The sequence below is a fragment of the Chryseobacterium contaminans genome (assembly GCF_001684955.1).
Taxonomy (GTDB): Bacteria; Bacteroidota; Bacteroidia; order Flavobacteriales; family Weeksellaceae; genus Chryseobacterium; species Chryseobacterium contaminans.
In genome coordinates this window covers 66,108-78,316 of sequence record NZ_MAYF01000013.1, presented here as the reverse complement: position 1 = coordinate 78,316, position 12,209 = coordinate 66,108, and the positions used below count along the sequence as shown (strand labels likewise).

Sequence of the window (12,209 nt, the reverse complement as noted above, 5' to 3'; positions counted from 1 at the left end):
TTGTTAAATGATCAGGTTTTTTATCTCCTGTTAAAGAATAAACTACTCCTGGTCTTGCAGCTCCGGCAGCACATCCACATACGGAGTTAATCACCAATAATGTAGTTCCGGATTGTTTTAAAGCTTCTTCTACCTGAGAAGGAGTTGTTAAATCCTGGAAACCTTTATCTGTAAGTTCAGCCTTCATAGGCATTACTAAATCTGTTGGATACATATATTTTGTTTTTTATCAGGACAAAGTTAAGCAATTCTTTACGTTTGTTCAATATATAATAACTATGAAAGGTTTAGGTATATAAAATTAACTGAATGTTAATATTGTAACAATATTCATAAAAATGTGAATTAAAATTAGGAATAATAAAATATATTTATTAAATTTGAAATGATTCTGAAAAACAAACGACCATGAAAAAAACATTTAAGGCTTTCCCTCAAGCAATCAATCACTTAATACAATTTGAAATATGATTGTATCTAAACTCATTTTTAAAGTTTTTTGAATCAAAACGGACCAATTGACTTTAGTATCCACAAAAAATGAAGCCCAGAACTATTCAGTTCTGGGCTTCTTAATCAAATCGATATGCAAAGGTTGTATATCCTTAGTTATGGAATGAGACCGTGTTTATGGAATTGGAAATAAATCCTGATTTCAAAAACTCCGATCACATTATGAAAGAAGCTTTTTAGCCATCTCAGAAATGCTTTTTCCATCTGATTTTCCGGCTAATGCTTTTGAAGCTGCTCCCATTACCTTCCCTAAATCTTTAATAGATTCAGCGCCGGTTTCTGAAATTATGTTTTTAATTTCTGTTTCCAGTTCTTCAGCAGAAAGCTGTTTTGGTAAAAACTTTTCAATTACTTTCATTTGAGCTTCTTCCACTTCTGCAAGATCCTGTCTTCCCTGGGCTGTAAATTGCTCAGCGGAATCTTTACGTTGTTTAATCATTCTCTGAAGAATGGCAATTTCCTGCTCTGCAGAAACTTCAGCACCTCTGGCTTCTGTCTGCAAAAGAAGAATCTGAGATTTTACTGCACGAAGAGAGTCTAAAGCAATTCTGTCTTTCTCTCTCATTGCTGTTTTTATAGCTTCGCTTATTGTATTTTCTAAACTCATTTTAATTAATTTACCAATGTAACAGTGTATCAATGTACCAATTATAAAATGCACAGAATTGTTACATTATTAGATTGGTACATTGTTACATTATTTTAGTCTACGTCTTTATTTAAGAACCTGTTTTCTCTAATCTGCATAGAACCATTGTTGTCAGACATATATGTATTGATATTCTGATCTGATGCATTAGTTCCGTCAATAGAAATATTCTTTCTCTTGAAAGCTGGAATAGATTCAAATTCACTTGTGCTGTCAAAGCTTTGATAACGGGAATTGAATTCTTTTAATTTATTTCTTCTTTCCAGTATTCTTTCCTGATCTATTGTTTTGTTCACGAAAGTGAATTCTGACTTTTCAGTTTTTGGAGTTTCAATTTCTTTTTTTGTTTCAAAAGCAGGTCTTGTTTCTGTTTTAGGCTCTTCTTTCTGATAGAAGGTTTCGATCTTCTGAGAAGGTTCTGCTACAGCAGCATTGGTAGGTGTATTGAATTCTGCCTTAGGCTGTCCGTAATCTGTTTTAGGTTCATTTCTGGCAGGCTCATTAACGAAGAAGTTGAATTCAACCGGTCTCTCCTGTGAAGAGTTGTTATTAAATACATTCCCAGACTGAGGCTCTTCTTTTTTATTGTCGAAATCAAATGAGAAAGACTGAATTTCCAGGTCGTTCGGATCTTCTTCTTCTTCAATAGAAAGCAGGCTGTATTCTTCCTGCCCATCTTCGTTTCTCCATCCCTGTTCAGGAGTGTTGATGGTGCTTTCTTCTTTATCAAAGAATTTTATTTCTGTTCTGATCTCCTCTTCTTCAATGATCATCTTTTTTTCTGTAGATGTCACATTGAATGGAGTGTCATGATCTTCATCATCCAATCTGAAAAGGTTTTTCCCACCGAAATCGTGTGTTACTTCAGGTGTAGACTCTCTTTCTTCCCTTGTCTTAAAAGGGGAGGATTTTGGGGTCTCTATATTATCATTAAGGCTGATTCTGATCTTTTCTGTAGGACCTGCAAATTTCTTATTCTCGTTAGAGAAACCTGTAGCGATAACCAGTACGCTTACTGCATCTCCCAATTCTTCATCAGCACCTACCCCGAAAATGATATCCGCTGTATTTCCAGCTTCTTTCTGGATGTGGTCCATGATGATACCAATTTCGTCCATGGTAACTTCTTCTGCACCACTTCTGATCAACAATAGTACGTTTTTTGCGCCTGTAATTTTGTTGTCGTTCAATAGTGGGGAATCCAATGCCTTTCTTACCGCTTCTTCAGCTTTATTTTCACCTGAAGCAGTACCTGTAGACATTAGGGCTGTTCCTGAGTTCTGAAGTACAGATTTAGCATCTCTAAAGTCAATGTTTACATCAAAGTAACCCGTAATAACTTCTGCCATTCCTTTAGCAGCATTTGCTAATACTTCATCTGCTTTAGAGAATCCCTGTTTGAACCCAAGGTTTCCGAATTGCTGTCTCAGTTTATCATTGTTGATGACAATAAGTGAATCAACATTATTTTTTAATTTATCAAGTCCGTTTTCGGCCTGTTCTAATCTTCTTTTTCCTTCAAAGCTGAAAGGAACGGTAACAATACCTACCGTTAGAATACCCATGTCTTTTGCTACTTTAGCAATGACAGGAGCTGCTCCGGTACCTGTACCACCACCCATTCCGGCAGTGATGAACACCATTTTCGTGTTCTGGCCCATAGCTGCTTTGATATCTTCAATACTTTCAATAGCGGATTTTTCTCCTACTTCAGGATCAGCACCAGCTCCAAGACCTTCTGTAATAGAAGTCCCCAGTTGAACTTTATTGGCAACAGGGTTATTATCCAGGGTTTGAGCGTCTGTATTACAGATCACGAAATCAACCCCGTGGATTCCTTTTTCGTACATGTGTTTTAATGCATTGTTTCCTCCGCCTCCTACACCGATTACTTTTATGATGGATGAATTTCCCTTTGGTAGGTCAAATGAAAATCCTTGTGTACCTATATTTTCCATAACTATACTTTTAATAATTATAATTGATCATTGACTGATGATAATTGATAAGGAAATGATCGTTTATCACTTATCATTCATCATTTATAATTTACTCTACTTCTTCAAAGAATTTTTTTACTTTTTCCATAAGCGACTGCCCGAAAGTCAGTTTAGCTTTTCTGTTTTCCTGTCTTTCATCAGCAACCGGCTGTTCCTGAACAGGAGCTGCAGTCTGTTGAACGGGTTGAACAGTCTCTGCCTGTACAGGAGTTGTTTCTGGCTTAGTTTGCTCTTTTACAAGCTCTTCTATGTCATCAACAGTCTGTTTTTTATCCCTGATCTTCAAACTCTCCATCAGTAACCCAATAGACGTAGCAAATTCAGGGCCTTTCAGGTACTGATTTTTATCGTTGGCAATATATTCATTCGCAAAACCGATTCTGCTGTCGAACCCTGTAGTATAGTTAGCCAGCTGTCTAAGATGTTTCAAATTTGATCCACCTCCTGTAAGAACGATTCCTGCAATCAGTTTTTTCTTCTGTTCAAAGGCTCCGTAGGCTTTAAGCTCGGTATTCACCATTTCCAGAACTTCTTCTACTCTTGCATTGATGATCTGAGCAAGGGTTTTTAAAGAGATTTCTTTATCTGGTCGCCCATGAAGTCCCGGAATTGTTACAAAAGTACTGTCTTTTTCCAATTCTGGAACAGCCGAACCGAATTTTACTTTCAATTGTTCAGCATGTTTTTCAATAATGGAGCATCCTTCTTTGATATCTTCCGTAATAATTCCGCCTCCGTAAGGGATTACGCAGGTATGACGGATGATATTGTCTTTGAAGATAGCAATATCTGTGGTACCCCCTCCAATGTCTACAATAGCTACTCCGGCTTCTTTCTCTTCTTTGGTAAGAACAGCTTCTGAAGAGGCTAACGGCTCTAAAGTAAGGGCTTCCATTTCTAATCCGGCTTCACGAACGCATCTTGCTATATTTCGGATGCTTCCCATCTGCCCGACTACAACGTGGAAGTTGGCTTCTAAACGTTTTCCGTGCATTCCTACAGGCTCCTGTATTTCGCCTTCGGAATCCACTTTATATTCTTGTGGAAGTACATGGATAATTTCTTCTCCGGGAAGCATCACCAGTTTCTTGACCTGATCTTTTAATGCTTCAATATCATCATCTGTGATGAATTTATCCGGATGTTCACGCATAATATAATCGGAGTGCTGCAGAGAACGGATGTGTTTTCCTGCAATACCTACCGTAACTTTGCGGATAGGAACCCCGGCACTGGATTGTGCTTCGGATACTGCAGCCTTGATTGAATTAATAGTTTGTGAAATATTATTCACAATCCCTTTATGAACACCAAGACTTTTAGCTTTTCCTACACCGAGAACTTCTATTTTCCCGTGTGCATTCCTTCTTCCGACAATCGCGACTATCTTTGTTGTCCCGATGTCCAGACCTACTGAATACTCTTGATTTTCCATTTTTATATCGATTTGATTTTTTCTACTTTTTCCATGCAGAACTCAATCCTGCTTTGTGTTAAATTGCCCTTTTGGGACTCTTTTTATTCTATTTTCACCTTGGGTTTGGGCTTTGGCTTGGATTGTGCCGGGGCCGTTGTTTTTTTCTCTGTTTTCTTTGTTTCTTTTGCCTGTGTTTTAGGTTTCGTGCTCTCTTTCGGTTTTGCCGGGGGTGAGCTTGTTTTTTTCACTTCTGCAATCTTTGGTTTTGCATCCGTCTTTTTAGCAGCTGCTGTAAGTGCGGGAGCTTTTGCCATTTCTAATTTACCTGCTTTCAGGATACTGTCGTTTTCCTTAAAGTGTGGATTTAGAGTGGTTACAATCTGATTCTGATATTTTACAGAAACCATGCTGTATTTTTGAGGGTCCTGATATACCAGGTATTTCTCTACAAAGGTTTTAAATCCTTTTACTTTAAAGTCAATGTTTTCCAAATCTCCGATCTCCACTCTATAGTTTCCTTCGCTGGTCAGGAGATTGTAACTGTCTTTGCTTTTTGAAATTCCAATGAAGAATTTCTTACTGAAGTCATCTTTGTCAATTTTTCCAACCAGTTCTGCCAGTTTTTCATACTCATCAGGCTGTACATTTCCTGTCACCAGCATACATGGGTGGGAATAGGTTCTTGAAATAGGGAATTCAACTCCTTTTTCGTCCACATAAAAGTCTTTTCCATCTTTATTAAGTCTGAAAATAGGAACTCTCTGTTTGATATCCAGATTGAGCTTTCCATTTAAATTCAGATAGACATTGGCACTGTCTACAGCCGGAAGAGAGTTGATCTTTTTTTCTAATGCCGGAATGTTCAGGTCTCCTACTTTTCCTGATGGATTCTCCTTTTTTACAATCTCTCTGATGTCTTTTTCATCAACAAAGTAAACGGGAGTTTTTTCATTCATTTTTACAGAAATTTTATTGTCTGTAATCTTTTGGCCGCTGAATCTCTTCAATGAGAAACTCAGTAACAACCCAAGGATGATTACCGTGACAACAATTTTTAATATTCTGTATTTATTTTTCATATTTTTCTTTAAACACTTTTACAAACAAATCCTTATTCTTTCTTTGCAAACACTGCGTTTATATTTAAATTTTAGCAATCCATTCACAGATCGGGTCGTATAGGGTGTCTATATTTCCTGCTCCTACGGTGAGAAGGATATCAAAATCTTTTTCTTTTATTTTTTCAAAAGCATCGGATAAAGTAGATATTTCTTTTTTATCTAATGTTACTTTTTCCAGCAGCCAGTTTGAAGTAATTCCTTCAAAATTTTCCTGGAGTTCTCTTGCCGGATAAATATCAAGCAGGATCAATTCATCTGCATTGCTCAGGCTTTCTGCAAATCCGTCTGCAAAATCCCTTGTTCTGCTGAACAGGTGTGGCTGAAATACAACCAATAATTTTTTATCGGGATAAAATGTTTTGATAGAGCCCATTACCGCATTAATTTCTGTTGGGTGGTGAGCATAATCATCAATATAAATTTTACCGTTTTCGTAAATATGTTTGGTATATCTTCTTTTGATTCCTTTAAAATTGGCAATTGCCTTTTTCAGCGTATCAAAATCTGCGCCCAAATTGTGTAAAATTGCCAGTGCTACTGTAGCATTTTCCACATTGTGGATTCCCGGGATTTCCCAAACAAAATCTTTTATAGTTTCTGTTGGAGTATGGAAATCAAAATAGATCTTATCATGATCCATTCTCAGGTTATCTGAATAATAGTCTGCTTTTTCATTCACCGCATAGGTCTGATGTCCTCTTCCGATTTCAACGCCTTTTCTTACGAATAGCTGTTTGTCTTCAGGAACCAGGGCAGCAAACTGTCTGAAACCTTCTTCAATATGGCTTTTATCTCCATAAATATCCAGGTGGTCTGCATCGGTTGAAGTGACTACTGCCCAGTCCGGAGAAAGGTTCAGGAAGCTTCTGTCATATTCATCTGCTTCTACCACTGAATATTTAGAACCGTTATATAGAAAGTTCGATTTAAAGTTTTCAGAAATCCCTCCTAAAAAGCATGAAAATGGAAGGTTTGCTTCTTTACATAAGTGAGAAACCAGAGTAGAAGTAGTTGTTTTACCGTGAGTTCCCGCTACTGCAATACAGTCTGTATTTTCTGTGATTAATCCCAGTACTTTAGCGCGTTTCAATACTTCAAACTGATTCTGATTGAAGTAATCTAAAATACCAAGTGTTTTGATGGCTGGAGTATAAATTACCAAGGTATCTTCTTTTTGAAGGGAGGTAACTCTTTCGTCAATGAGGTCTTCAAAAACAATATCGATTCCTTCTTGCATCAGATTCTGAGTAAGCTTGGTGTTGGTTTTATCATACCCCAATACTTTTTTTCCGGATGCATGGAAATAACGTGCTAATGCACTCATTCCGATCCCTCCGATTCCAACGAAGTAAAAGTTTTGATATGTTTCTAAATTCTTCATTTTTCCTTTATCTATTAATCACATTAAATATCTCATCTACAATCTCTTTTGCAGCATTTGGTTTTGCAAAATATTTCAGATTGTCGGACATTTCTTTTCTTACACTTTCATTTTCGCAGATTTCTGTTAATGTATTCCAGAATTTTTCCTGCATTTCAGAGTCTTTTACCATTCTGGCTGCATTTTTTTCAACCAGGTTCATGGCATTTTTGGTCTGATGGTCTTCCGCTGCGAAAGGGAATGGCACCAACAATACCGGCTTTTGTGCTACTGCCAACTCTGAAATGGCAATGGCTCCGGCTCTTGAAACGATGATATCTGCTGCAGAATAAGCCAGTTCCATGTCTTTGATAAACTCACGGATCAGAATATTTCTGGTTACAGTATCTTTTGTTTTTTCAATAATATCTTTATAATCAAGCTTTCCTGTCTGCCAGATCAGCTGATAATCTTTGTATACAATTTGTTTTAAATGAGATTCCCAAGCATTGTTTAATGTTCTTGAGCCTAAAGATCCTCCTACCGATAAAATGGTAAGTTTTTCTTTATTTAATCCCATTTTTTGTTTAGCCTGAGCGGTTTCCTGCATTCCTGAGATAATCGTTGAACGAATCGGGTTTCCAAGGAACTTTATCTTTTCTGCCGGGAATCCTGCTACTTTTGGATAGGCTGTAAATATAGCTTTGGCTGCTTTACTTAAAATTTTATTGGTGACTCCTGCATGAGCATTCTGTTCCTGAATAAAAACCGGAACACCCTGTTTGGTAGCCTCATATAGGGCAGGGCCACTTGCAAAGCCTCCTGTCCCGATAGCAACATCTGGTTTAAAGTCTTTGATGATGGATTTTGATCTGTTCAAACTTTTTATAATCTTGAAAGGAAGTCCTAAGTTGGACAATAGGTTTCCTCTGTCGATTCCTGCAATATCAATTCCTTCAATTTTATAGCCGGCTTGTGGAACTTTTTCCATTTCCATTTTCCCGTTGGCTCCAATGAACAAAAATTCTGCATCAGGAAATCTTTTTTTGATTTCGTCTGCGATGGCTATGGCAGGGAAGATGTGTCCTCCTGTTCCTCCGCCTGATAGTAGTATTTTTATTTTTTTGCTCATTTTATATAATAGGACTGTGTCCGATTTTTTGTTAAATCGTCCCTTCGGGACTTTTGGTTTATGCGATATCGTTTATTTCCGCTATGCTTTGTTTTTTGCCCATTCCTTCTTCATCGTAAATCTGAATTCTGGAGCTTATATTTAAGATAATTCCTAATTGTAAGTAAGTTACCAACATTGAGGTTCCTCCGTAACTTATCAGTGGTAATGGCTGTCCTGTTACCGGGATCAGATTGACAGCAACGGCAATATTTACCGAAAGCTGTATAAAAATCATTACTCCGAGGCTGAGCACCAGCAATGATCCGAAGAAGGCCGGCATTTTACTGGCGATCATTACAATCCTTATCATCATAATCAGATAGAGACTGATCAGAAAAGCTGCCCCGATTACTCCGTATTCTTCTACGATTACCGCAAAGATAAAGTCGGAGGCGGATTGTGGAAGCATTTGCTTTAAAGCGCTTTTTCCGGGTCCCATTCCGGTAATTCCACCATGTACTATGGCTGCTTTAGCCTGCATTACCTGATAATTCTTGGCTTTTACACTTTCATCATCGGTATCTGCTGTTTTGGCTTTACTTGATGTAAATGTTTCAATACGGCTCATCCATGTGTGAACACGGTTTCCGCCAATCATATTGGTATTCAATGCAATCAACAGAAAGAATACGATGGCTACAAATGAAGCGGAAATAAAGCCTGCAATGTATTTCCAGTGAAGCTGTCCGATAATCAGAACGACTACTGAAACCATCAGGATCATTAATGCTGTAGAGCCATTATCTTTGGCTACCAGTACAAAAACAAGTAGAATAGGTCCAAAAATGTACATGATATTCTCTATTGGCAGCCTTTCCCTTGTAATCTTCTTGGTTAAATATCTGCACAAATAGATAATCAGCATGAGGAAGGCAAATGATGAGGGCTGGAACGAGATCGGGGTTCCCGGAATTTTCAGCCATCGGGAAGCACTGGCTCCATCAATGGTTTGTCCGGTAAACATGGTTACAATCAATAAAACGATCATCAGACCGAGCAGGATACTGCTGAGTTTTCCGATGTATTCATATTTTATTGTTCCTACAAGCCTCATAATGGCTAATCCCAGGACTACGAAGAACATGTGTTTGATAACGTGACCTGTGGTAGTTCCGTTATTAACAATATATTCCAGGTTTGAACTTGCAGAGTAAACGGGGAAAATAGAGAAAATGGAGATCACAAGAATGACCATCCAAAGTACTTTATCGCCCTTTAGAAATTCAAATCTGGTTTCTGTATTCTGCTCGTCCATAATTATTGTATTCATGTATTGGTGTAAAATGTATTCATGAAATTCATTTCATTGATACAGTATATTACATTTATACTTTTTACATTGATTTTAATACCTGCTCTTTAAACTGACGTCCTCTGTCTTCATAGCTTTTGAACAAGTCAAAGCTTGCACAACATGGGGAAAGTAGAACGGTGTCTCCTTTTTTAGCCAATGATTTTGATATTTTCACGGCTTCTTCCATGCTTGAAGTATCATAAATAAATTCCTTTTTATCTTTAAAGAAATCTATAATCTTCTTATTATCAATTCCAAGACAAACAATTGCCTTTACTTTTCTTTTGACTAAATCTTCAATTTCGGTGTAGTCATTTCCTTTATCTAATCCACCAACGATCCATACGGTTGGGGTTTTCATACTTTCCAAAGCATAATAGGTAGCATTTACATTGGTTGCCTTACTGTCGTTGATGTATTTTACACCATCAGTTTCAGTTACAAACTCCAATCTGTGCTCTACGGCCTGGAATGTCATTAATGAATGTCTTATGCTTTCATTGTTGATTTTCAATATTTTACCAGCTATAGATGCTGCTAAGCTATTGGCTACATTATGGTTTCCCAGAAGAGATAATTCTTCCACTTTCATGGAGAATTCATCCTTCATTTTTACCACAATCTGATCATTATTCACAAATCCCCCTTCAGATAACTGTTCCTTTGTGGAGAAAGGAATCATCTTCGCTTTTATTTCTAGTTTTTCAAGCAGGTTTTTGCTCATTTCATCATCTTTGTTATAGATGAAGAAGTTATCATTTTCCTGATTTTCAGTGATTCGGAATTTTGCTAATGCATATTCTTCATAATTGTAGTTGTACTGATCCAGGTGGTCCTGAGAAAGGTTCAACAATAAAGAAATATAAGGTCTAAAGTTCTGAATATCATCCAACTGGAAAGAACTTACTTCCAATACATAATATTCATGGTTTTCATCTGCAACCTGTTTTGCAAAGCTGTATCCTATGTTTCCTCCCAGACCTACATTTAATCCGTCATTTTTCAGGATGTAGTAGATTAGGGAAGTGGTGGTTGTTTTTCCGTTGCTTCCTGTAATGGCAATGATCTTAGCGTCTGTAAATTCAGAAGCGAATTCAATTTCAGAGGAAAGTCTTATTCCTTTTTCATGAATTTTGTGGATGATCTCTGCTTTTTTTGGGATTCCCGGGCTTTTTACGATCCAATCGGCATTTAAAATCCTTTCTTCATCGTGGTTTCCTTCTTCAAATTCAATTCCATTTTCGGTAAGAAACTGCTTATAGTTATCTTTAATGGCTCCTTTATCTGAAAGAAATACTTCCAGACCTTTCTTTTTGGCCAAATAAGCAGCTCCACATCCGCTTTCTCCTCCTCCTAAAACAACTATTTTCATATTATAAAAGCTTTATGCTATAGGCTTTAAGCTTTATGCTTATTGCTTACAGCTTTTAATTTTATCTCATTTTTAAGGTGATCAGACAAACAATGGCCAGTATTACCCCAATGATAATCATTCTGTTTACGATTTTACTTTCGTGAAATCCTTCTTTCTGATAGTGATGGTGTAATGGTGACATTTTGAATAGTCTATTATTTTGGGCATATTCCAACCCGTATTTTTTCTTTCTGTATTTGAAAACGATAACCTGAAGCATTACAGACAGGTTTTCGATCAAAAAGATTCCGCATAAAACAGGAATCAGCAATTCTTTTCTTAAAATAATGGCTAAAACGGCAATTACCCCTCCCAGCATCAAACTTCCTGTATCTCCCATGAATACCTGAGCAGGATAAGTGTTGTACCAGAAGAACCCAATTACAGCTCCTACCATTGCGACGGCGAAAATGGTGGTTTCACCCATATTTGGGAGGAACATGATATTCAGATAGTCTGCGAAGATAATATTCCCGGAAAGGTAGGCGAAAAGCGCAAGGGTAAGCAGTATTATGGCACTGGTTCCTGCGGCAAGACCGTCTATTCCGTCTGTGATATTGGCTCCATTGGAAACGGCTGTTACGATGAAGATCACGATAGGGATAAAGACAATCCATGCCCATTCATGGGCATCTTTTTCATTCATCCAAAACAGGATTCCGCTATAATCAAATTCGTTGTTCTTTGCGAATGGAACTGTAGAAACTGTGATTTTCTCTGTAGGCATAAAGTTTTGCTCTACATTGTTTCTGTTTACTACTTTTGCATCAGCATATTTTCTTTTAACGGTGATATCCGGGTGGAAATACATGGTGATTCCGACAATTAATCCCAATCCAACTTGTCCTACAATTTTGAACTTACCGCTTAGTCCGTCTTTGTTTTTCTTTATTTTTTTCAGATAATCATCCAGGAATCCGATGGCTCCCATCCAAAGCATTGAAACAAGCAGTAAGACAATATATACATTTGTAATTCTTGTAAACAGCAATACGGGAATAATGGTTGCCAAAATGATGATAAGTCCTCCCATGGTAGGAGTTCCTTCTTTTTGTTTCTGGCCGTCCAATCCAAGGTCACGGACTAATTCTCCCATTTGTTTTGTTCTCAGGTAATTGATAACTCTTTTTCCATAAACAAGAGCGATAATTAATGAGAACAATACTGCCATTCCGGCACGGAAGGAAATGTATTTCAACATTCCTAATCCGGGAACGTGAATTCCATGATCGGTTAGATATTCGTATAGATAGTATAGCATAGTTTC

General features: G+C 37.4%; 10 protein-coding genes. All 10 read right to left on the bottom strand.

Features of this window, described 5'->3' with window-relative positions; translation table 11 throughout:
- Positions 1-214: BrxA/BrxB family bacilliredoxin (locus BBH99_RS01920; RefSeq protein WP_185111021.1), on the bottom strand; the 214-nt coding region annotated here is incomplete at its 3' end.
- Between the two features lie 459 nt (positions 215-673).
- Positions 674-1,120, bottom strand: coding sequence for a GatB/YqeY domain-containing protein (locus BBH99_RS01915; RefSeq protein ID WP_066691212.1), 447 nt, complete (start codon positions 1,118-1,120; stop codon positions 674-676).
- A gap of 95 nt (positions 1,121-1,215) precedes the next feature.
- On the bottom strand, positions 1,216-3,120 hold the full coding sequence (gene ftsZ / locus BBH99_RS01910) for a cell division protein FtsZ (RefSeq protein WP_066691208.1): 1,905 nt from the start codon (positions 3,118-3,120) through the stop codon (positions 1,216-1,218).
- A 91-nt stretch (positions 3,121-3,211) separates the two neighbouring features.
- Complete coding sequence (gene ftsA / locus BBH99_RS01905) at positions 3,212-4,597, bottom strand: cell division protein FtsA (RefSeq protein ID WP_066691205.1); 1,386 nt, start codon at positions 4,595-4,597, stop codon at positions 3,212-3,214.
- A gap of 83 nt (positions 4,598-4,680) precedes the next feature.
- Positions 4,681-5,658, bottom strand: a complete 978-nt coding sequence (locus tag BBH99_RS01900) for a cell division protein FtsQ/DivIB (protein ID WP_066691203.1) — start codon at positions 5,656-5,658, stop codon at positions 4,681-4,683.
- 64 nt (positions 5,659-5,722) lie between these two features.
- Complete coding sequence (gene murC / locus BBH99_RS01895) at positions 5,723-7,081, bottom strand: UDP-N-acetylmuramate--L-alanine ligase (RefSeq protein WP_066691201.1); 1,359 nt, start codon at positions 7,079-7,081, stop codon at positions 5,723-5,725.
- A gap of 7 nt (positions 7,082-7,088) precedes the next feature.
- Complete coding sequence (gene murG / locus BBH99_RS01890; RefSeq protein ID WP_066691199.1) at positions 7,089-8,192, bottom strand: undecaprenyldiphospho-muramoylpentapeptide beta-N-acetylglucosaminyltransferase; 1,104 nt, start codon at positions 8,190-8,192, stop codon at positions 7,089-7,091.
- Positions 8,193-8,250: 58 nt separating this feature from the next.
- Positions 8,251-9,504: an FtsW/RodA/SpoVE family cell cycle protein gene (locus BBH99_RS01885; RefSeq protein ID WP_228390721.1), complete on the bottom strand. Its 1,254-nt coding sequence runs from the start codon at positions 9,502-9,504 to the stop codon at positions 8,251-8,253.
- Between the two features lie 64 nt (positions 9,505-9,568).
- A complete protein-coding gene (gene murD / locus BBH99_RS01880; protein ID WP_066691193.1) occupies positions 9,569-10,900 on the bottom strand; it encodes a UDP-N-acetylmuramoyl-L-alanine--D-glutamate ligase in 1,332 nt (443 codons plus the stop codon).
- A 61-nt stretch (positions 10,901-10,961) separates the two neighbouring features.
- Positions 10,962-12,203: a phospho-N-acetylmuramoyl-pentapeptide-transferase gene (mraY, locus tag BBH99_RS01875; protein WP_066691190.1), complete on the bottom strand. Its 1,242-nt coding sequence runs from the start codon at positions 12,201-12,203 to the stop codon at positions 10,962-10,964.
- Between the last annotated feature and the right edge of the window lie 6 nt (positions 12,204-12,209).

Excerpts from the sequence above, each read along its gene's own strand:
- BBH99_RS01915 (WP_066691212.1), bottom strand. The coding sequence starts at position 1,120 with ATGAGTTTAGAAAATACAATAAGCGAAGCTATAAAAACAGCAATGAGA.
- ftsZ (WP_066691208.1), bottom strand. The coding sequence starts at position 3,120 with ATGGAAAATATAGGTACACAAGGATTTTCATTTGACCTACCAAAGGGA.
- ftsA (WP_066691205.1), bottom strand. The coding sequence starts at position 4,597 with ATGGAAAATCAAGAGTATTCAGTAGGTCTGGACATCGGGACAACAAAG.
- BBH99_RS01900 (WP_066691203.1), bottom strand. The coding sequence starts at position 5,658 with ATGAAAAATAAATACAGAATATTAAAAATTGTTGTCACGGTAATCATC.
- murC (WP_066691201.1), bottom strand. The coding sequence starts at position 7,081 with ATGAAGAATTTAGAAACATATCAAAACTTTTACTTCGTTGGAATCGGA.
- murG (WP_066691199.1), bottom strand. The coding sequence starts at position 8,192 with ATGAGCAAAAAAATAAAAATACTACTATCAGGCGGAGGAACAGGAGGA.
- BBH99_RS01885 (WP_228390721.1), bottom strand. The coding sequence starts at position 9,504 with ATGAATACAATAATTATGGACGAGCAGAATACAGAAACCAGATTTGAA.
- murD (WP_066691193.1), bottom strand. The coding sequence starts at position 10,900 with ATGAAAATAGTTGTTTTAGGAGGAGGAGAAAGCGGATGTGGAGCTGCT.
- mraY (WP_066691190.1), bottom strand. The coding sequence starts at position 12,203 with ATGCTATACTATCTATACGAATATCTAACCGATCATGGAATTCACGTT.